Source organism: Acinetobacter rudis (assembly GCF_031157835.1).
GTDB classification, from domain to species: Bacteria; Pseudomonadota; Gammaproteobacteria; order Pseudomonadales; family Moraxellaceae; genus Acinetobacter; species Acinetobacter rudis_A.
Genome location: NZ_JAVIDR010000012.1, coordinates 47,209 through 67,650 on the forward strand (window position 1 = coordinate 47,209; position 20,442 = coordinate 67,650).

Consider the following 20,442-nt stretch of genomic DNA (forward strand, 5'->3'; position numbering starts at 1 on the left):
TTGTATCAGCTCAAATCACTTCTAAAAATAATCGTATAAACACCAGTAAAGCTTAAAAATATACTCCTAATTAAAATAACTCGACTCAAATTTTAGTTTTCTTCATTGACTATGCTTCTCAGTTCAACTAAATATTCTTTCATATTATTCATCAACTTAGGCTATTTATAATTCATTGCATTTTATCTTCTCTCTTTAAATCGGGATTCATTAAGCTGCAATGATGATTTCTCATACTCAATAAACCCTATCTAATGATTTAATATTCATGTCTACAAAACTCAATCTCAGGCACATCATGCTATGTGGTGCTTTCTCAATGATGAGTCTTGGCCTATTAGGCTGCAACAATGATGAGCAAAATGATAGCTCAATAACGACTTCAAACAATGAAGTGAAAAGTTTAAAACTCATTGGTGATTATAGTATTCCAACAAAGACCATGTATAACGGTGTTGAATTTGGAGGAATCTCAGGTTTAGATCGTGATGAGCAAGGACGTTATTGGGCTATTTCTGATGATCGTGGTGGAGAACGCGGTGCTCCACGTTTTTATCAACTTGCGATTGAACTAGATCAAACTAAAATCAAGCAAGTACAGATCAAAAATATGATCTACTTACGCGATCAAAAAAATCAGTTTCTACCTTCAGATCAACGCAGTATGGACCCAGAGTCTATTCGTGTTGCAGCCAATGGTCACCTTTATATCTCAAGTGAGGGTAACTTCGTTCCCGACCACCTCATTCAACCATTTGTTCGTGAATACAAACTCAATGGCGAGTATGTCGCAGACTTCAATCTCCCTGTTGGTTTTCATTATGTTGATAATAAAACCACTGGCGGTCGTAGTAATAAATTATTTGAATCATTAACGCTTACCCCAAAAGGGCAATTATTTACAGCCAATGAAGATAGTTTAATTCAAGATGGAGAAGTGAGTAATTTAGAACAAGGTGGTATTGTTCGGATTATGAAACTTGATCCTAAGAACTATCAAAGCCAAGCACAATATGCATATAAACTAGAAAAAATACCACATCCAAGTAAAGTTGGAGGTTATCCTGCAGATAATGGTCTATCTGAATTATTCGCCATTTCTGAGAATGAGTTTATTGCTGTAGAACGTGCTTTTGCAGATGGTATTGGCAATACAATTCGTCTTTATAAGACTCAAATTGCCCAAGACACAACAGATATTCAAAAAGTCGAAGGACTCAAGAATGCCAAATATACAGCCATGAAAAAACAGTTACTGTTGGAAATGCCGCTGAATTATCACAATATTAAACTCGATAATATCGAAGCAATTAGCTGGGGACCAACCTTAAATAATGGTCACCGTAGTTTAATTCTAGTCGCAGACAACAACTTCTCAGAGCAACAAACAACTCAGTTTATTGCATTTGAAGTCATTCCTAATTAATTTTCTTATTTTGCACATTACAGTTTATTCAGCACTGTAATGTGTTTAAGCACATTTAGTGCAATTGATTTAAATAATATTAACCCACTATCCCCGTCTATAAACATTATCCTCGCTCAGCACCATTAAACATGAAAGATACAATTCCATCCTTTCGTAGTAAAATAACTAGATTACTATCAACAATGAATCCATAACATTAACTCAAGGATTGCCTTATATATAGGCTGAGCATGACTATGAAAAAACTTTTACTTGCCACTCTAATTGCATTATCAAGTCAACATTTATTTGCTGCACCACCAGCCAATTCCAATCTTGAAATAGATCCAACTTTTAAAAATGTTCAAACTCTAGTTCAAGCCAAAGACTTTAAAGGTGCTTATCAAGAACTGGAGCGACTTTCCAAAGCTGGCAATGCTCAAGCAACATATAACTTGGCTTATCTCACCCAAATTGGTCAAGGAACAACGCAAAGTAATACCAAGGCACTACAGCTTTATGAAGAGGCAGGTAAAAAGGGCTACTCTATTGCAAACTATGTCTTAGCTCAAAACTATGCAACAGGCGGATTAGGCCTTAAACAAGATGATAAGAAAGCACGTGAATATTTGGAAAAAGCATCAAATCAAGGTTTTAATGATGCTACGGTCGAACTTGCAGTATTGTTATTCTCAGAAGGTACAGCAAAATCTGACCAGCAAGCACTCAAGAAACTTGAACCTTTAATCAAACAAGGCAACTACCCAGCATTACATGCAAAAGCGTTATACGATATTAGTCTCGGTTTTAAAAATAAAGACCAGAAAACAATTGAACAAGGCTTAAACCAAATTCAGGAATTAGGTAAAAAAGGCTATATTCCAGCACTTATGGCCATTGCCAATATGTTTACCAATGGCAATGTCACTCAACAAAATTTACCAGAAGCACAACAAATCTATGCAGCCTTGGCTGAACAAAATGTTCCAGAAGCCAAAGCGCGCCTAGAGTTGGTCAATAAAATGATTGCTGAGCAGAGCAAATCGAGCAAGAAATAGATCTACTCATTCACATAGCGTCAGTTAGACGCTATGTTAAACGGATAAAATAAGGTTTTATATTGATGTGGCTGACAGCGTAAGTACTGTGGAGCAATTGCAATCTGTGCATTGAGCTGCGCAGCTGCATGCCAAGGCCAACGCGGATCGTACAACATCGCGCGTGCAAGGCCAATTGCATCTGCCTCACCTGCTTGCAATACTTGCTCAGCCTGCTCAGGTTCAGTGATTAACCCCACAGCAATGACTGGAATATTTACATGTTTTTTAATGGCAGCGGCAAAAGGTACTTGGTAATTAGGCTTTAAAGTAATGTGTTGTTTAACATCTAAGCCACCTGAAGAAACGTGAATATACGCTGCTCCCATTTTTTCTAATTGCTGACTTAAACTAATAGACTCTTCAACATTCCACCCTCCCTCAACCCAATCTTGTGCAGAGAGACGCACTCCAACAGGAAAACCTTCAGGTACAGCTTCCAACATGGCCTGAAACACCTCTAGACACAAGCGCATACGATTTTCTAGACTTCCACCATATTGATCATCACGTTGATTCGATAAAGGCGATAAAAATTGGTGAATCAGATAACCATGTGCTGCATGAATTTCAATTAAACTAAAACCAGCAGTTACTGCTCGTTTTGCTGCCTGAGCAAAATCTGCAATTAAGCACTGTATTTCGTCTAAACTCAAAGCGTGTGGTGGCTGTTGTCCAGCTTCAAAAGGTAAATCACTTGCCGATACTGTTTGCCAACCATGTGCATGATCAACAGGAACCTGATCACGCCCCAACCAAGGCTTTTCTGTGGATGCTTTACGACCTGCATGGGCAAGTTGTACTGCAAAAGGCATGGGTGAAATTTGGCGTATTTTATCTAAAATACTTTTTATACCTTGCGCTTGTTGATCATTCCACAATCCTAGATCGGCATAACTAATCCGCCCTTGGGCTTGAACAGCTGTTGCTTCAATGACACACATACCTGCACCAGATAATGCATAACTCCCCCACTGTTGCTCATGCCAATAGCTCGCTTCACCTTCTAAGTTAGCTGAATATTGGCACATTGGGGCAATAATGATTCTATTATCCAATTCTAGTTTTGAAAAATGTATCTTTTTAAATAATAACGGCATGTCTACCATCCTAAGTAAAAGCCTTAACTGTTGAGTTTCTATTGCAGCATGATCAACATATAATGATCAATCTCATATTACAACTTTATCCAAAGTTTAAACTCTCTTAGAATAAGTCATATTTAATCCAGTACACAAAGCGCTATGCCTGAATTACCTGAAGTCGAAACCACCAAAACAAGTTTACTTCCTTTGCTTGATCAAAAAGTTTTGGCCGTTGATACATACGAGTCTCGTTTACGCTGGCCTATTCCAAATGATATAAGCAAATTAAAAGGTCAGAAACTCGTTGGATTAACCCGACGTTCAAAGTATATTTTGGCCGAGTTTGAACAAGATAAAATGCTTTGGCACTTAGGCATGTCTGGTAGTTTTCGCATTTGTGAACCAAATAGTGAACGACGAAAACACGATCATTTGGTCATACATTTTGAGGACATTGATCTTCACTATCATGACCCTCGACGTTTCGGTTGCATTTTATGGTTAAATGATGAAAGTCAAAATAAGCTCATTGATCCACTCGGACCTGAACCACTTTCAAGTACTTTTAATGCAGAATATTTAACCGATAAACTCAAAAATAAAAAAGTCGCCATTAAAGTTGCCATAATGGACAATCATATTGTAGTTGGAGTAGGCAATATTTATGCGACTGAGTGTTTACATTTACTTGGTATACATCCTGCCCAAGCTGCATCAAGTTTGACTATGCTACAAATTACTCAGCTTGTTGCAGAAATTAAGCGTATTTTACAACAGGCGATTACCCTAGGGGGTACAACCTTAAAAGATTATAGTAATGCAATGGGAGAAAATGGCTATTTTCAGCAAACACTACTGGCCTATGGCCGTGCAGGTGAAATGTGTGTTCACTGTGAAACGACATTAGAAAATATCAAACTTGGTCAACGTGCTAGCGTATTTTGCCCTCAATGTCAGCCACTGCATCAGATCTCAGCAATTGTGAAAGCATCACAAAAATAAGGAAACCACTATGAAAACAGCGATTGTGCGACATATTCTAGTTAAAGATAAAGTGACTGCAGAACAATTGAAAGCCAAAATCTTAGCGGGTGCTGACTTTAATAAAACAGCTAAACAATACTCGACCTGCCGATCCGCTAGCAAAGGTGGTGAGCTAGGAGAAGTAAAAAAAGGCCAGCTTGTTCCTGTGATTGATAAACTTGTATTTAGTGCAGCTGAACATGTACTACATGGGCCAGTTAAAAGCCAATTTGGCTTCCATTTAGTTGAAATTAAATTTCGTATGCAGTATTAAAAATATTCCCTATTTTCTCTACTCTAGGAGAGAAAATAGGGATAAGCCTTAGCGTTTCTTTAATTCATCTCTGATTTCACGTAATAAAGCAATATCTTCAGGTGTTGCAACAGGTGCTGCTTCCACAGGTTGCTGTTTACGACGAATATTATTGAGCATTTTCACCATCAAAAATACAACCCAAGCTAAGATTAAAAAATTCAAAGCAATTGTAATAAAATTACCATAACTCAGAACGTTAATCCCTGCCTTATTTAAAGCATCTAAGGACTGAAGGTTATTTGGGTTATCACCAAGCACAATAAATTTTTGCGTAAAATCAACGCCACCACCAGTCAAAACGCTAACCAATGGCATAATAATATCTTTTACTAACGAATCTACGATTTTACCAAAAGCACCACCAATAATGACACCAACAGCCAAATCAATCATATTGCCTTTAATTGCAAACTCTTGAAATTCTTTAATAATACTCATCTTGGACTCCTCTTATTAGACATGTTTTTAAGTGTGAAGCAGTATATATTAACTTCCACAACCCATTCATTACAGGGCATAGAGAGTGCTATGTTTTTCATCAACTACATAGCTTTTAAAACAAAAAAACCGCAGTTCATTGGAACTGCGGTTTGATCAAACTGAGATCAATTACATGCCACGAGCAGCACGTTTACGATCATTTTCAGTTAAGAATTTTTTACGGATACGTACAGACTTAGGTGTAACTTCAACTAACTCGTCATCTTCAATAAATTCAAGCGCTTGTTCTAGCGTAAATTTAATTGCAGGTGTAAGTGTTAACGCTTCATCCGTACCAGAAGCACGCATGTTTGTTAATTGTTTTGCTTTAGTTGGGTTAACAACCATGTCATCTGAACGAGAGTTCATACCCACGATCATACCTTCATACACTTCAAGTTGTGGTTCAGCAAATAGACGACCACGATCCTGTAAAGTGAATAAAGCAAATGCCAAACAAGTACCATTAACCATAGAGATCAATACACCGTTTTGACGTTTAGCTACAGCACCTTGTTTTGCTGGACCATAATGAGAGAAGCTAGAAGTCATGATCCCTGTACCAGAAGTAAGAGTCAAGAATTCAGAACGGAAACCGATCAAACCACGTGAAGGAACAGTCGCTTCAATACGGATACGGCCTTTACCATCAACTTCCATATTCGTGAGTTCACCTTTACGGTTACCCATTTGCTCCATGATTGGACCTTGATGTTGTTCTTCAATATCAAAAGTCACGTTTTCATACGGTTCTTGTGTTTGACCATCAATTTCTTTCATGATTACTTGCGGACGAGAAACACCCATCTCGAAGCCTTCACGACGCATATTTTCAATCAATACAGATAAGTGAAGCTCACCACGACCTGAAACTTTGAAACGGTCTGGGCTATCAGTATCTTCAACACGTAGTGCAACGTTGTGAATCAATTCACGATCTAAACGCTCACGAATATTACGTGAAGTTACGAACTTACCTTCACGACCAGCGAATGGAGAGTTATTCACTTGGAAAGTCATCGATACAGTTGGTTCATCAACTGACAATGCAGGAAGTGCTTCAACATTTTTTGGATCACAGATAGTGTCTGAAATGTTCAATGCGTCTAAACCAGTGATACACACGATGTCACCAGCAGCAGCTGAATCAACATCCACACGGTCTAAGCCATGGTAACCCATGATTTTAAGAATACGACCGTTACGTGTTTTACCTTCTTTGTCAATGACAGTTACAGGTGTATTGGTTTTTACTGAACCGCGTTGGATACGTCCTACACCGATTACACCAACGAAGCTGTTATAGTCGAGTGATGAAATTTGCATTTGGAATGGACCATCAACATCAACTGCTGGTGGTTCAACGATATCAACAATCGTTTCAAACAAAGGTGTCATATCTTCAGCAAGTTCTTCTGGTGAAGGACCAGCAACACCACGAAGACCAGAAGCATAAACGATTGGGAAATCCAATTGTTCATCAGTACCGCCCAAGTTATCGAACAAATCAAATACTTGATCGATTACCCAGTCTGGACGTGCGCTTGGCTTATCAACTTTGTTAATAATAACGATTGGTTTTAAACCACGTGCAAAGGCTTTTTGTGTCACAAAACGAGTTTGTGGCATTGGACCTTCTTGTGAGTCAACCAAAAGTAAAACACAGTCAACCATAGACATTACACGTTCTACTTCACCACCAAAGTCGGCGTGTCCTGGGGTGTCGACGATGTTAATACGGTATTCAGTATTTGTACGTTTATCTAACCATTTGATTGCGGTGTTTTTCGCCAAAATGGTGATACCACGTTCACTTTCAATCGCGCCAGAATCCATGACACGTTCAATTTCACCTGCACGTTCACCGAGCGCACCAGATTGTTGTAACAGTTTATCGACAAGCGTCGTTTTACCATGGTCGACGTGCGCAATGATTGCAATATTACGCAATGTCTTGATATTGTTTGAAGAATTTGAATCGGTCATAAAAATCTCAGCCAGATATATACACAATTGAAAGTACATCCTCAATTGCGCAATAGCTTATACAATTAAGTTGGTGCGAATTATACAGACTAGCGAAAATTCAATAAACTTTTTTTACAAAGCATTTGCAATGTAATGATTTAGAAACATCACAAGTTTTTGAGGTTCACTAGGCTACTCTAGCATCGCTTGGGCGAATGCTAGATCTAAAAAAATATGGGGGATTAATATTTTGTCTTGTCCATTCACACCAGCCCAATACCGCCCAGTATCCAGTGTGAGGGCGCAAAGTATAGCATAGTAACTTACATTTTCGAAGAAAAAACAACGCTAGAAATTGAACAAAATCGCTCTCATTGTTCAATTTTTTTTATATTTAAAAGACGAACTATAATTTTTATATTTTTCGAACTGTTTAAAACATATGTGATTATTTTTTTAGATATTTCAAATCATTATTTAAAACATAAAATAAGATAATATTATAAAGTCAAATTTTCACATTACTCTTGAAATTAACTATAAAATACCGCTCATTATCCCATTTTAAAAGACCCCAGAAAAACAATTATAAAACAATAGTATATGTAAAACCAAACATATAATTTCAATACTATTATAACAAAATCATAGCTGAGCATTTTTACTGACCTTCCTTGTTAATTTAATCGAGTTTAATTATTTTTTAATATCCACTTTACTGATGAATAACGAAATTAAAATTCAATAAAAAAGATAAACTTATATAATCGTTTTTTTCAAATGTAATTGAAAAAAAGATATTTTAAATAAGGTATTTAAAAATGAAACAAAAATTACTTATTACACTCATTTCTTCGGCTTTTCTACTCAGTGCTTGTGGCGGTAGTGATGGTGATTCAAATGGCTCAGATACACATTCTGGTAACGGTAATGGTGGACAAACCACCAATCCTAAGGATGATCTAGGTCAATCAACAGGATCAGTCATAGAGCCACTAGATCTAAATCATAAATATAATGTCCTGTATAGTTTCGCACCTTCTACAGGTCTAGTAAGTGACACTGAAGTAAAACAAGATTTAAAAGGGATTATTACCTCATTTGATGCTTATCAAATAAAAGGTGATATTATTGCCAAAGAAATTCAAGGAAATAAAAACTATGCTCTTGCTCGTTTAGCAAAAGCTATTGTTGAAAAAACAGATAGTAAGACTGGAAAAGTAGAAACAACTGAACTTTCTAAATACGTAAATGACTCCTATTATTATTTTGTTTATACCCCTTTAGCAAAGAAACTTATTGCTGATGGTAAAACTATTCAATGTACAGACTTGAATAGCACTCAAGCTAGACTCACAAATGGTGGTAACAATAGTAACTTTATTACTCCGACTATTCGCAATGCAAGCATAAATATTAAAGAAGATGGTCGAATTAATGCACAGTTTACCGTCCAAACCAATAATGGTGAAACGACTTATTTAGGTTCAATACCTTGGAGTGATTATTCAAATAGCTACAATAACTTTAATATGTTAGGTATTAGTACACAATCTGGTCAAAGCAATCAAAATGGTTTATTGGCTGTTTCTAAAAATGGAGACAACAGTATAGTACTAGGTGCTTCTTATCATATTACTATAGCAAATCAAGCCAAATATGAAGGTTTAGCTTCAATGACCTGTAATTTTTAGTTTTTACTAGATTATGTTGGCTATACAATATAGCCAACATAGCACCAACCTTGTTTAAACAAGTCAAATGTTAGGTTAACTCCAACTCTTCTAAAACAAGAGCAGCACGTAACCCAATTTTGACATGATTATTTGGAAATAAAATAAATACACTTTTCAAATGAGCAATATAATCTATAGCTTGTTGCGCAGCATGGTTTTGAGTTGCAATAACATCCCCAAAATGAAATTCAGTAAAATTAGGTGCGTCATCAGCTAAATTTAACTGAAAGTCTTCTGCGGTTTTTACAATTGAATCAACCACTTTAAAATGACGAATAACTGGTTTTTTCCTTACTGAAAAGTCTTTAGCTTCCACGAATTGTCTTATAACAAGATCTATTGCATTGAAATCAGATAAATTATTCTCTCCAAAAGATTTTGCTTTCCCTAACTCCAACGTCACACTCTCTGCCTGTAACTTCGACGAACTAAAATGCGTAAATGTAGTCCCTACAGCCTGATGATAAACTACAGCATCTAACTCAGCCGCCTCTATTGCCTGCAATAATTGAGTATCATAAGCTCGCTGCTGAAATGGTAACAATGCGAAAGTTTCTAAATATGACTTGCGAATAGCTGTATGCAAATCAAGATGATATCGCTTAGTTTTTGCATCGGATAGATAAAAGTCACATAACAATTGTTCTAGATATTCGGCACGTTGCGTTTCAATCACACTTTCTAGTTGTTGATATGCACCACAGAACATTCGATTCATATCGTATTCAACATACCGAACCCCAGCTCGAATAGCCAAGGGGTTACCTAAAACACATAATAGATTTACATTTAAAGTTAATTTGTCTTGTAATAGATCCTGACATAACTGTGCTAATAACTCTATAGGTGCAGTTTCATTGCCATGGATACCCGCAGATAAAACCAATGAAGTATCACTGTCACGATGTGGACGAAACTGAAGAATCCCCTCACCTAGCCAGGCCCACTGTAGCTGAGCTGTCTCACCGCATGTGATTTTGGCGGTTTGATCCAACTTTAGTAATTCTAAGAAATCAATCAATTAGCCACCTTATCCTATTGAAAAGAGTAAACTGCTCCGAGGCCCAATATCTGTGTAAGTTCATCTAAGGCGCTACGGCTTTCATTCAATAATTCAGGGTCTACAAGGTCTGCTTGACAGAGCCTATCGCGATAATAGTGATCAACCCACTGATTTAAACGGGTAAACAGCGCATCACTCATGACCACCTTAGGATTAATAGCACTAAACTCTAAATCATTTAACGCAACCCGTAATCTCAAACATGCAGGCCCACCGCCATTACGCATACTCTCCCTTAAATCAAAAACCTGAATATCATCTATAGGCGTGCCCATATCTAACATATCATTCAGGTAAGCCCATACGGCACTGTTCTGCCTAGACTCTTCAGGGATGACAATACTCATCCCCCCATCGGGCCGAGTTAACAGTTGACTATTAAACAAATAGGTAGAGACAGCATCGGCAACGGAAATGCGCTTGACCGGTACTTCTATAGGGATAAACTGATGACCTAAATGAGCAAGTTTATGGGTAATCTCATTCAGTGTTTCAGTTTGGTTAACAAATGCATGTTGATGATAAAAAAGAACTTGTTGATTACTCACGGCAATAACATCATTGTGAAATACGCCCTGATCGATTACATCTGGATTTTGCTGCACAAAAACCGTTCTATTCATATCAAGTTGATGTAATCGAGCAATTGCCTGACTCGCCTCTAAAGATTGTCGAGCTGGATAGCGTTTTGGTCCTACTCCACCTGATAAAAACTGTTGTCCATAAACAAATACTTGCACACCAGCTTGATCATAAGCACCACCGAGACGATTATGATTTGCTGCACCTTCATCACCAAATAATGTAACGGAGGGCAAAGCAGAATGATGCGCAAAATATCGCTCATCCGTAAAAATTGCCTTTAAAATGCGACTTGTTGTGGGATGCTCAATTGAACGGTGAAACTTATTATTTAAGTTTGCAGCTGTAAAGTGCACACGACTATCGGCGCTATCCGCTGAAGGTGAGACAGTAGCTGCATTTGCTGTCCACATTGAAGATGCAGAACTCAGTGCAGACAAGAGACTTGGTGATTGACGCATTGCCTCAGCAATCACCTGCTGATCCGAACCCTCAAAACCTAATCGACGTAAACTTGCTAAATCAGGCCGTTCTTGCGGTGCTAACACTCCTTGTAACAAGCCTAAATCAGATAAGGCCTTCATTTTAAGCAAACCTTGTTTTGCAGCCAATTTAGGATTGGAGGTTTGCATACTATATTTGGTTGATGCTTCATTACCGTAGGATAAACCTGCATAATGATGCGTAGGTCCGACTAGACCATCAAAATTCATTTCATATCCAGACATCTTTTTCCTCCACTCACTACAGCACAATGCCAGGCGATAATTGTGATGGTAAACTCAGCTGTTCAGCCTCAAGTGAAGCCATTGGCCAAGCACAATAGTCTGCGGCATAAAAAGCACTGGCTCGATGATTACCGGAAGCACCAACACCACCAAATGGTGCTGCACTAGAAGCACCTGTTAATGGTTTATTCCAATTCACAATTCCAGCACGCGCTTCAAGTAGTAATTGCTCAAATAAAGCCCGATCTTGTGAAACCAAACCTACGGATAAACCAAAGCGTGTTGCATTGGCTAATTTTAGAGCCTGTTCAAAATCGTCATAACGATAAATACACGTGATTGGCCCAAAAATTTCCTGATCAGGTACATCCACCACATCTGATAAATCTAAAATTCCAGCACTAAGTAAGCTACTGTTATCTCTTATTTTTCTACTTAATAACAATGCTTTTGCACCGAGGTTAAGCAATGCTTGTTGAGCATTTAAAATTTGCTCGGCTGCCTGTATGGAAATCACGCCACCCATAAAAGGTTGTGGTTCTTGATTCCAATCTCCAACTTGTAGACGCTCAGAAATCTCAACAAGACGCTCAATAAATTGATCACCTTCAACACCACGTTTAACCAATAAACGACGTGCGCAAGTACAGCGCTGTCCAGCTGAAATAAATGCTGATTGAATTGTTAAATTAACCACTGCATCCACTTCAGCAAAATCATGAATAATCAGGGCATTATTTCCCCCCATTTCCAAGGCTAAAATTTTCTCTGGACTATGAGCAAATTGACGATGGAGTAAATGTCCTGTTTCTGCACTTCCAGTAAATAAAACACCATCAATATGTTCTGACTGTAATAAGGCTTTTCCTGTAGTATGCCCACCTTGTACCAAGTTAATTACACCAGCAGGTAAACCTGCCTGTTGCCAAAATTTCAAAGTTTCTTCAGCTGTCCACGGTGTTAATTCACTGGGTTTGAAAATAATTGTGTTACCAGCAATGAGTGCTGGAATAATGTGACCATTAGGTAAATGTCCTGGAAAATTATAGGGACCAAATACAGCCAATACACCGTGGGGTTTATGTCGTAATGAAGCAGTACCAGCATCTATTGGTGTTGATGTTTCACCTGTGCGCTGATGATATGCACGAATTGAAATTGCAACCTTTGCAATCATTGCCTGAACTTCAGTGAGTGTTTCCCACAAGGGTTTTGACGTCTCTCGACTAATAATTTCGGCTAAGTATTGTTTATTGTGTTCAAGTAAAGCTGCAAAGGTTTCAACAACTGTAATGCGTTGTGCCAAGGGTAATCTGGCCCAACCACTCAATGCATACCTCGCAGCCAAACCAGCCTCGTCAATATTTTCAGCAGTTGCTTCGTAACCACGCCAAATTTCTTGTTGATCAACAGGGTTTCGTTTTATCCATGCCTCTCCCTGTCCACGCCTCCAGGTACCTGCTATGAATAGATTTCCTTGTGACATAATATTTTACTCCGATGCATTTAATGACAGTACTCGCACCCAATGATCTTGTTTTACTTCAAGTGCCTGAGCTTGTTCATGGCTGAGCTCTATGACACCTTGTTGAATAATAGTATTCGTTAAAATAACGCGATAATCTTGATATTGATCATTCGCAACCAGATAATTTATATTCGTTTTTTGTTGTTGATCAACAATATTCACTTGAACATGTTGACTGTTTTTCACTGCCCTTAAGTTTTTAAGTTCAGCCTCTATGGACGGGCCTGCATCAAAAATATCAATATACCCCTGATATGCTAATCCTTCAGACTGAAGCACATGATAAGCAGGACGAGTATGTGGATGTACTTGTGCAATCACTTGCTGAGCAGAAACTGGTAGAAGATCAATGTACAGAGGAAAACGTGGCATTAACTCCGCGATAAAGACTTTCTGTCCCACGCCACTTAAATAATCTGCTGTCGCAAAATCCATATTAAAAAAATGGTGTCCTAATGCATTCCAAAAAACCGAATGACCTTCCTCATCTGAAACACCACGCATTTCTGCAATAATTTTTGGTTCGAAACATGACTGGAATGCCGCAATAAATAATAACCGTGCTTTAGACAAAAATTTACCATTATTATTTGCTCTAAAATCTGAGTCTAAAAACAGGGAGCATAATTCGCTGCACCCTGTATAGTCATTACTTAAAAATAAGGTATTGAGTGTCTTATAAACTTTCAATGCTTGTGAGGCATGTACTTGTTGCCCCACATGAAAATTATAAAAAGGTTCGAGTAAACCCACCGCAACCTCTATCGCACTAATCCCAACAACACGTTGTAACTCAGTGTCTTCTAGTACAAATAAATAACCCTGTTCGCCTTTAGCCAACTGGCCCTCTAATGTACTGCGTGTCCGAGTTAGACGTGTTGCCATTGCTTCTTTATTTTGTGGCAATGAAGTCATGCCTACACCTGATTTGACAACCAAAGCATAAATATCATCAAGATCCCTATACTCTGCATGCCGAATAATCATCATAGGCAAATATCCTTTTTATTTAGATTTAAATCGCGCTAAAGCTTGGCCAAAGCGTTTAAGTCCTTCTGTAATATCTTGTTGAGGGATAATCAATGAAGGTGTAAAACGAACAACATTCGGACCTGCAACCAATGCCAACAACCCTTCTTCACTTGCGAGTTGAACAATGTCTTTCGCTTTCCCAGCATATTCAGGCTTCAATACAATCCCGAGTAACAAGCCCTGACCACGAATTTCTTCAAACAATTGATATTTTTCATTCAATTCATTTAAACCATCAACAAAAGCTTGGTGGCGTTGTTTAACCCCAGTCAAAATTTCTTCACGGTTTATGAACTCAAATACGGCACCCGCAATCGCAGTTGCCAATGGGTTACCCCCATATGTTGTACCGTGATCGCCTACAGAAAAATGCTGAGCAAACTTATTGGTTGTTAACATGGCACCAATTGGAAAACCTGCACCTAAAGCTTTTGCTGTGGTTAAAATATCAGGAGTCACGCCTGTGTTCATATATGCATATAAAGCACCTGTACGCCCCATTCCTGTTTGAACTTCATCAAAAATAAGAACTGCACCGGTCTCATCACAACGTTGACGTAAAGCCTGTAAAAATTCAGGTGTAGCATCAATCACACCACCTTCACCTTGAATAGGCTCAACAATAACAGCACAGGTATGATCATCAATTGCAGCACGAGCAGCTTCAATATCGTTAAATGCTATATGCTCAATGCCTTGTGGTAATGGTGCAAAGTCTTGTGAATATTTGGGTTGACCACCTGCTGTTACAGTAAACAAAGTACGTCCATGAAATGCATTTTTAAATGCAATAATCTTACTTTTATCTCCTTTACCCTGATCTAAACCAACTTTACGTGCCAACTTTAATGCTGCTTCATTGGCTTCTGCACCTGAATTACAAAAGAAAACCTTGTCTGCAAATGTATGAGTAACCAGTTGTTTGGCAAGTCGTAATACAGGTTCATTTGTATAACCATTTCCTAAGTGCCAAAGCTTTTGTGCCTGTTCAGTCAGTGCATTTAATGCAACTGGGTGAGCATGGCCTAAACCATTGACCGCAATACCGCCAGCAAAATCAATATATTCGTTATCATTTTGATCCCAAATTCGAGATCCTTCACCACGAACGAGAACAAAATCAGCAGGTGCATATATAGGCACCATCAACTCATTAAAATCTTGGCGGGTTACTTGTTGAACCATCGTCATCCTCTCAAATTTGACTTAAATTGATTTCAGGAATCTACTTAACTTAAGTAATGTAAAATCCATCTCAACAACTTATTTATACAGTGCAATAAACCATGTCGGTCTAAAATCAAATAAGCTATTTGCTAACACGGTACACTACAAACAACATAAATAGATTTACAGGAAAAAGCTCTGCGACTCACGGGAAACGTCCTGATTTACCGCAAAAGCAATACATTTCTATATCAGAATACTATTGTTAGCCTTCTGACACTGGTGTAGCTCCAAAAACTACACTTCTGATCCTACACCTTAGAACTAGTATGATTAATCATTTTGATCTAAAAAAGTTAAAAAATTGCCTATAATGAGTTATATTTTTTTCAAAATGATCAGAGTCCACATCAAAATGAATAATACGGACAATAAAATATTAGGACTTTTACGTGCCAATGCACGAATGACAATTACGGAACTTGCCAATACACTACGTATTTCTCGTGCAACTGTACAAAAACGGATTGAGCTATTAGAAACCCAAGGTATTATTACTGGCTACACCATTAAAATACGCCCACAGATAGAAAAAAAACTTATACGTGCTTGGGTGAGCATTCGAGTAGAGGGTAATAAAACACATCAAGTTATAAAAACGCTACGTCTTGAATCAACGGTAAATACTATTCACTCTACTAATGGCAAATGGGATTTATTGGTTGAATTACATTGTGAGGATCTGGAAAGTTTTGACCAAAGTTTAGATCGAATACGAACCATTACAGGTGTCAGTTTCAGCGAAACGAGTATTTTACTTACGACTTATAAAAACTAAATTTAACTGACTAACCCTTACTTTTTTATAGATATTTATTGTAATTTCATAAGATATAGCAATTCGTTAACCCTCCCCCAAACACAATAACTTTTTTATAATTGGCATTATTGTTTCCAAGATCGCCGCTGTCGATTAGAATAGCGCATTCTTGTCACCCGACACACCAGAGTTCCATGTCCAAGCCCGCACCTTCCTCATCTAAGCACAATGCTGAACAATCTACAGATTTGATTTACGGTTTAAATGATCAACCTAAAGCATGGATTGCTTTTTTTGCAGCCTTGCAACACTTACTTGCGATCATTGTTCCGATTGTTACGCCAGGCTTACTTATTTGTGTTTCCCTAGGCGTATCTAAACAAGACACCAATATGATTTTGTCGATGTCTTTAATTATTTCTGGAATTGCCACATTTTTGCAGTGTAAAAAAGTAGGACCTTTAGGTGCTGGTTTATTAATTGTACAAGGCACGAGTTTTAATTTTATTGGGCCAATTATTGGTATTGGTAGCTTAATGGTTGCTTCTGGCACACCAATTAACCAAGTCATGGCTGCCATTTTTGGTGTTGTTATTGCGGGTTCATTTATTGAAATGGGGGTTTCCCGAATTCTCCCATGGGTAAAACGTTTTATCACGCCTCTCGTAACCGGTATTGTAGTTCTGCTAATTGGCTTAACGCTTATTAAAGAGGGACTAGTGAGTATGGGGGGCGGTTATCAAGCCATGCAAAATAACACGTTTGCAAGTGTAGATAACTTAATTATGTCTTGTAGCGTACTTGGCTTGATCATTATTTTAAATCGTATTCCTGTTGTATGGATTAAAAGCTCGGCGATTTTAATCGCTCTCATTTTAGGCTATGTCCTTGCAGGCATAATGGGCTATTTAGATTTCTCTAATTTAAATCAACTACCTTTAGTACAAATTCCAACGCCAATGCATTTTGGATTAAGTTTTGATTGGGGTTTATTTATACCAATGGCTTTTATTTATTTAGTGACCTCATTAGAAGCAATTGGTGATATAACCGCAACTTCAAAAATTTCCAATCAGCCTATTGATGGCCCAATGTGGATGCAACGCATCAAAGGTGGTGTTTTGGTCAATGGTGCAAATTCATTTTTAGCAGGAATCTTTAACACCTTCCCTAGTTCAGTCTTTGCACAAAATAATGGTGTAATTCAACTTACAGGTGTTGCTAGCCGTTTCGTCGGAATATGGATTGCTATTTTACTGATTATTCTTGGCCTATTTCCTGTAGTCGCTGGTGTTATTCAAGCCGTTCCACAAGCGGTGCTTGGCGGTGCAGTAATGGTCATGTTTGGTGCTGTAGCTGCGTCTGGCATTAATATCTTGTCTTCAATTCATTTAGATCGTCGTGCCTTATTAATCATTGCAATTTCTTTAGCACTTGGATTGGGTGTCGCACAAGTACCACAAATTCTTGAACACCTTCCCGAATTAGCGCGTAATATCTTTAGTTCAGGCGTTGCGACTGGCGGTATAGCAGCTCTGATTTTAAATTTTGTTTTGCCTGCTACAAAAAATTAAATGGACATTAAAAACTACACAATGATTTTGAGCGATAACAACGCCACGACATTAAAAAGTGAAAGATATGGATACTAGAAGTGAAGTTGTCATTCGACAACAGCATGCTCTTAATGGGCGAGTTCTATTTATTAATGCTCCAGCTGATCAACTTATTGATCAGCTCGATGCCGATATTAATGCAACAGTTTGGACTTGGAATTACGCTGACCATTTGTACCATTGTAAAATGCAGCATAACTCACATTTTGCTGTTGAGCTCCCAGCTCAACCTTTTGATCAAGCGATTATCTTTGTACCCAAATCAAAAAATCTACTGGAATATATTCTCCATCAAGTCATCAGCCATTTTGATATTGGTCAAAATATCTTTTTGGTAGGTGAGAAAAAAGGAGGGGTTGAACGTGCTGCTAAACAACTTAAAAATTATGGCAAAACGTTCAAACTGGACAGTGCTCGACATTGTCAAATGTGGCAAGCTACGCTTGAACATAATATTTCCCCTCTCCCTATTGAAAGTTGGATTAAAAACTATTCAATTGAAACAGATGAATTCAATTTAGAAATTTGCGCCTTACCTGGCGTCTTTAGTCAAGATCATTTAGATATTGGTACAGCTGTACTTTTACCTTATCTAAAACAAGTAAAATCAGGTACACTCGCCGACTTTGGTTGTGGAGCTGGTGTATTGTCTTGCTGTCTAGCAAAATTAAATGATCACAATATTATTCATGCGCTTGATGTCGATGCTTTTGCTCTCAAATCGACTGAACTGAGCTTCGAACGCAATCAACTTGACCGTTCTCGTTTGCATTTACATGCTGTAACAGGTATTCAGGATGCTCCGACCGGACTTGATGCTGTGATTAGCAATCCACCATTTCACCAAGGTATTCATACCAACTATGCAGCAAGTGAAAATCTTTGCCAAACAGCAAAAGCTCATCTTAAACCTCAAGGTGAACTATGGATTGTAGCAAATCGATTTTTAAACTATGCCAGTATCATTGAACAACAGTTTGGACAAGCACAGATTAAAACAGATCAAAATGGATTTAAAGTCATCTATGCCTGTACCTCTCAACATACGTTTAAGGAGCCACAATGAGCGCAACTGATCATCCCACACTGCAGCGTAAGCTCAGTGCGCGGCATTTAAACATGATTGCCATTGGTGGCTCAATTGGAACAGGATTATTTCTTGCTTCAGGAAGCACCATTGAAAAAGCAGGTCCTGGTGGTGCCCTTTTGGCCTATGCCTTAATTGGACTCATGATTTATTTTTTAATGACAAGTTTAGGTGAACTTGCCACCCACAATCCAACCTCTGGTGCATTTTTCACCTATGGTAACAAGTATGTTGAGGAAGGTTTTGGCTTTGCTCTAGGTTGGAACTATTGGTATAACTGGGCAATTACGGTGGCATTTGAACTGGTTGCTGTACAGTTCATCATGAAATTTTGGTACCCCGACATTCCAGGATTTTACTGGAGTGCTTTGTTCCTCACTATCATCTTTTTAATTAATGCACTCACCGTTAAAGGCTTTGGTGAAAGTGAATTTATATTTTCACTGGTTAAAGTTGTTGCAATTATTTTCTTTATCGTCATTGGTCTTTATATGATTGGTAAAATCATGCTTGACCCAACACAAAGCGTGCTTAAAAACTGGACCATAGGTGATGCACCTTTTGTTGGCGGTTTGCAAGCAATGATTGGTGTAGCGATGATTGCAGGATTCTCATTCCAAGGCACGGAGATGGTTGGTGTTGCCGCAGGTGAATCAAAAAATCCTAAGAAAACTATTCCACTTGCAATTAAACAAATCTTTTGGCGTATCCTCCTGTTTTATATCGTTTGTATCTTTATTATTGGTACATTAATTGCGTATAACGAACCCAATCTAACACTAGCTGCTGAAGGGACTGTAGGGAACGTTGCTCTTTCACCATTTACCTTACTCTATGAAAAAGCAGGGCTCGCTTTTGCTGCTGGTTTGATGAATGCGGTAATTTTAACAGCCATTTTATCCGCTGGTAACTCTGGCATGTATTCTTCAACACGTATGTTATTTGACATGGCTAAACAAGGACGAGCACCTAAATGGTTCTCTAAACTTGACCGGCGTGGCGTACCAATGCACGCACTTTATGCAACAACTGCGGTTGCGGCACTGTGCTTTTTAACGACGTTTATTGGTGAGCAACAAGTCTTTGCTTGGCTACTCAACATGTCAGGTATGTGTGGTTTCATTGTTTGGTTAGGTATTGCCATTTCACACTATCGTTTCCGTAAAGGATACTTGGCTCAAGGTTATAAAATTGAAGACTTAGCTTACAAAGCAAAATTCTTTCCATTTGCACCTTGGTTTGCTTTTATCTTGTGTTCAATCATTATCTTGGGGCAGAACTACCAAGCACTTATTGGTGGAAAAATTGATTGGGTTGGACTGCTTTCAACATACATCAGTATTCCCCTCTTCTTAGTCATTTGGTTAGGCTATAAGTGGAAAAATAAAACAAAATTGATCTCGTATAAAGAGATGGATGTACATCCAATTGAAGTAGATCGGAAGTCACCTTAAGCTGAAAAATGGCTCCCCATATGAGGAGTCATTTTTTTTCACTCATTTAAATAACTTGACAAATAAAATATTGCTCTATATTCTTCGCGCCACAACTTAACTACAATGTTTAAAGTTAAGCCCAATATTTATAGGAGGACGTCATGCTTTTACAGGAAAACAATTTTAATTAAATGAAGCAGACGTCAACTCACGGACACTCGCTTCATTGCTGTGTCCGAATCTAGACCATTACCTAGCATTCGCTAGGTT

At 38.1% G+C, this 20,442-nt stretch carries 17 protein-coding genes; 9 read left to right on the forward strand and 8 right to left on the reverse strand.

Annotation, left to right across the window (positions count from 1 at the left end):
* Nucleotides 1-268 precede the first annotated feature (268 nt).
* Together RFH42_RS11350 and RFH42_RS11355 are read left to right on the forward strand one after the other, a co-directional pair.
* Nucleotides 269-1,426 carry an esterase-like activity of phytase family protein gene (locus RFH42_RS11350; RefSeq protein WP_308975733.1) on the forward strand — a complete coding sequence of 386 codons (1,158 nt, stop codon included), beginning with the start codon at nucleotides 269-271 and terminating at the stop codon, nucleotides 1,424-1,426.
* Nucleotides 1,427-1,665: 239 nt separating this feature from the next.
* A complete protein-coding gene (locus tag RFH42_RS11355; RefSeq protein ID WP_308975778.1) occupies nucleotides 1,666-2,466 on the forward strand; it encodes a tetratricopeptide repeat protein in 801 nt (266 codons plus the stop codon).
* 20 nt (nucleotides 2,467-2,486) lie between these two features.
* Here the strand turns inward: RFH42_RS11355 and RFH42_RS11360 are convergent, their stop codons facing one another.
* Complete coding sequence (locus RFH42_RS11360) at nucleotides 2,487-3,605, reverse strand: NADH:flavin oxidoreductase/NADH oxidase (RefSeq protein WP_308975734.1); 1,119 nt, start codon at nucleotides 3,603-3,605, stop codon at nucleotides 2,487-2,489.
* A gap of 144 nt (nucleotides 3,606-3,749) precedes the next feature.
* Here RFH42_RS11360 and mutM point away from each other — a divergent pair, with 144 nt between their 5' ends.
* Together mutM and RFH42_RS11370 are read left to right on the forward strand one after the other, a co-directional pair.
* Nucleotides 3,750-4,592, forward strand: coding sequence for a bifunctional DNA-formamidopyrimidine glycosylase/DNA-(apurinic or apyrimidinic site) lyase (mutM, locus tag RFH42_RS11365; RefSeq protein ID WP_308975735.1), 843 nt, complete (start codon nucleotides 3,750-3,752; stop codon nucleotides 4,590-4,592).
* Between the two features lie 10 nt (nucleotides 4,593-4,602).
* Nucleotides 4,603-4,887 carry a peptidylprolyl isomerase gene (locus tag RFH42_RS11370; RefSeq protein WP_308975736.1) on the forward strand — a complete coding sequence of 95 codons (285 nt, stop codon included), beginning with the start codon at nucleotides 4,603-4,605 and terminating at the stop codon, nucleotides 4,885-4,887.
* 48 nt (nucleotides 4,888-4,935) lie between these two features.
* On the opposite strand, the gene mscL is transcribed toward RFH42_RS11370, so the two are convergent.
* Both mscL and typA read right to left on the reverse strand, forming a co-directional pair.
* Nucleotides 4,936-5,367 (reverse strand): large conductance mechanosensitive channel protein MscL, encoded by a 432-nt coding sequence (mscL, locus tag RFH42_RS11375; RefSeq protein ID WP_308975737.1) that lies wholly within the window; start codon nucleotides 5,365-5,367, stop codon nucleotides 4,936-4,938.
* A gap of 171 nt (nucleotides 5,368-5,538) precedes the next feature.
* Complete coding sequence (gene typA, locus RFH42_RS11380) at nucleotides 5,539-7,395, reverse strand: translational GTPase TypA (RefSeq protein WP_308975739.1); 1,857 nt, start codon at nucleotides 7,393-7,395, stop codon at nucleotides 5,539-5,541.
* 803 nt (nucleotides 7,396-8,198) lie between these two features.
* On the opposite strand from typA, the gene RFH42_RS11385 reads away from it, so the two are divergent.
* Nucleotides 8,199-9,071, forward strand: coding sequence for a hypothetical protein (locus RFH42_RS11385; RefSeq protein WP_308975740.1), 873 nt, complete (start codon nucleotides 8,199-8,201; stop codon nucleotides 9,069-9,071).
* A gap of 70 nt (nucleotides 9,072-9,141) precedes the next feature.
* Here the strand turns inward: RFH42_RS11385 and astE are convergent, their stop codons facing one another.
* Genes astE through RFH42_RS11410 form a run of 5 tightly spaced genes read right to left on the reverse strand, consistent with a single transcriptional unit; the run spans nucleotide 9,142 to nucleotide 15,231 of the window.
* Nucleotides 9,142-10,134 (reverse strand): succinylglutamate desuccinylase, encoded by a 993-nt coding sequence (gene astE, locus RFH42_RS11390; protein ID WP_308975742.1) that lies wholly within the window; start codon nucleotides 10,132-10,134, stop codon nucleotides 9,142-9,144.
* Nucleotides 10,135-10,148: 14 nt separating this feature from the next.
* Entirely contained in the window at nucleotides 10,149-11,486 is a 1,338-nt protein-coding gene (gene astB, locus RFH42_RS11395) for an N-succinylarginine dihydrolase (protein WP_308975743.1), read from the reverse strand.
* A gap of 16 nt (nucleotides 11,487-11,502) precedes the next feature.
* Complete coding sequence (astD, locus tag RFH42_RS11400) at nucleotides 11,503-12,972, reverse strand: succinylglutamate-semialdehyde dehydrogenase (protein WP_308975744.1); 1,470 nt, start codon at nucleotides 12,970-12,972, stop codon at nucleotides 11,503-11,505.
* A 6-nt stretch (nucleotides 12,973-12,978) separates the two neighbouring features.
* Entirely contained in the window at nucleotides 12,979-14,004 is a 1,026-nt protein-coding gene (gene astA, locus RFH42_RS11405; RefSeq protein WP_308975745.1) for an arginine N-succinyltransferase, read from the reverse strand.
* A 15-nt stretch (nucleotides 14,005-14,019) separates the two neighbouring features.
* Complete coding sequence (locus RFH42_RS11410) at nucleotides 14,020-15,231, reverse strand: bifunctional succinylornithine transaminase/acetylornithine transaminase (protein ID WP_374990752.1); 1,212 nt, start codon at nucleotides 15,229-15,231, stop codon at nucleotides 14,020-14,022.
* Between the two features lie 397 nt (nucleotides 15,232-15,628).
* On the opposite strand from RFH42_RS11410, the gene RFH42_RS11415 reads away from it, so the two are divergent.
* The 4 genes from RFH42_RS11415 to RFH42_RS11430 all read left to right on the forward strand — a co-directional run bounded on the left by RFH42_RS11415 (nucleotide 15,629) and on the right by RFH42_RS11430 (nucleotide 20,190).
* On the forward strand, nucleotides 15,629-16,051 hold the full coding sequence (locus tag RFH42_RS11415; protein WP_308975748.1) for an Lrp/AsnC family transcriptional regulator: 423 nt from the start codon (nucleotides 15,629-15,631) through the stop codon (nucleotides 16,049-16,051).
* A 176-nt stretch (nucleotides 16,052-16,227) separates the two neighbouring features.
* Nucleotides 16,228-17,607, forward strand: coding sequence for a uracil-xanthine permease family protein (locus RFH42_RS11420; RefSeq protein ID WP_308975750.1), 1,380 nt, complete (start codon nucleotides 16,228-16,230; stop codon nucleotides 17,605-17,607).
* 67 nt (nucleotides 17,608-17,674) lie between these two features.
* Nucleotides 17,675-18,715, forward strand: coding sequence for a class I SAM-dependent methyltransferase (locus tag RFH42_RS11425; RefSeq protein ID WP_308975751.1), 1,041 nt, complete (start codon nucleotides 17,675-17,677; stop codon nucleotides 18,713-18,715).
* Nucleotides 18,712-20,190 (forward strand): amino acid permease, encoded by a 1,479-nt coding sequence (locus RFH42_RS11430; RefSeq protein WP_308975752.1) that lies wholly within the window; start codon nucleotides 18,712-18,714, stop codon nucleotides 20,188-20,190. Before RFH42_RS11425 ends, RFH42_RS11430 begins: the two co-directional genes overlap by 4 nt.
* Nucleotides 20,191-20,442: the final 252 nt, after the last annotated feature.

What these genes read in the sequence shown, in the direction of transcription:
- RFH42_RS11350 (WP_308975733.1), top strand. Translation starts at nt 269, where the DNA reads ATGTCTACAAAACTCAATCTCAGGCACATCATGCTATGTGGTGCTTTC.
- RFH42_RS11355 (WP_308975778.1), top strand. Translation starts at nt 1,666, where the DNA reads ATGAAAAAACTTTTACTTGCCACTCTAATTGCATTATCAAGTCAACAT.
- RFH42_RS11360 (WP_308975734.1), bottom strand. Translation starts at nt 3,605, where the DNA reads ATGCCGTTATTATTTAAAAAGATACATTTTTCAAAACTAGAATTGGAT.
- mutM (WP_308975735.1), top strand. Translation starts at nt 3,750, where the DNA reads ATGCCTGAATTACCTGAAGTCGAAACCACCAAAACAAGTTTACTTCCT.
- RFH42_RS11370 (WP_308975736.1), top strand. Translation starts at nt 4,603, where the DNA reads ATGAAAACAGCGATTGTGCGACATATTCTAGTTAAAGATAAAGTGACT.
- mscL (WP_308975737.1), bottom strand. Translation starts at nt 5,367, where the DNA reads ATGAGTATTATTAAAGAATTTCAAGAGTTTGCAATTAAAGGCAATATG.
- typA (WP_308975739.1), bottom strand. Translation starts at nt 7,395, where the DNA reads ATGACCGATTCAAATTCTTCAAACAATATCAAGACATTGCGTAATATT.
- RFH42_RS11385 (WP_308975740.1), top strand. Translation starts at nt 8,199, where the DNA reads ATGAAACAAAAATTACTTATTACACTCATTTCTTCGGCTTTTCTACTC.
- astB (WP_308975743.1), bottom strand. Translation starts at nt 11,486, where the DNA reads ATGTCTGGATATGAAATGAATTTTGATGGTCTAGTCGGACCTACGCAT.
- astD (WP_308975744.1), bottom strand. Translation starts at nt 12,972, where the DNA reads ATGTCACAAGGAAATCTATTCATAGCAGGTACCTGGAGGCGTGGACAG.
- astA (WP_308975745.1), bottom strand. Translation starts at nt 14,004, where the DNA reads ATGATGATTATTCGGCATGCAGAGTATAGGGATCTTGATGATATTTAT.
- RFH42_RS11410 (WP_374990752.1), bottom strand. Translation starts at nt 15,231, where the DNA reads ATGGTTCAACAAGTAACCCGCCAAGATTTTAATGAGTTGATGGTGCCT.
- RFH42_RS11415 (WP_308975748.1), top strand. Translation starts at nt 15,629, where the DNA reads ATGAATAATACGGACAATAAAATATTAGGACTTTTACGTGCCAATGCA.
- RFH42_RS11420 (WP_308975750.1), top strand. Translation starts at nt 16,228, where the DNA reads ATGTCCAAGCCCGCACCTTCCTCATCTAAGCACAATGCTGAACAATCT.
- RFH42_RS11425 (WP_308975751.1), top strand. Translation starts at nt 17,675, where the DNA reads ATGGATACTAGAAGTGAAGTTGTCATTCGACAACAGCATGCTCTTAAT.
- RFH42_RS11430 (WP_308975752.1), top strand. Translation starts at nt 18,712, where the DNA reads ATGAGCGCAACTGATCATCCCACACTGCAGCGTAAGCTCAGTGCGCGG.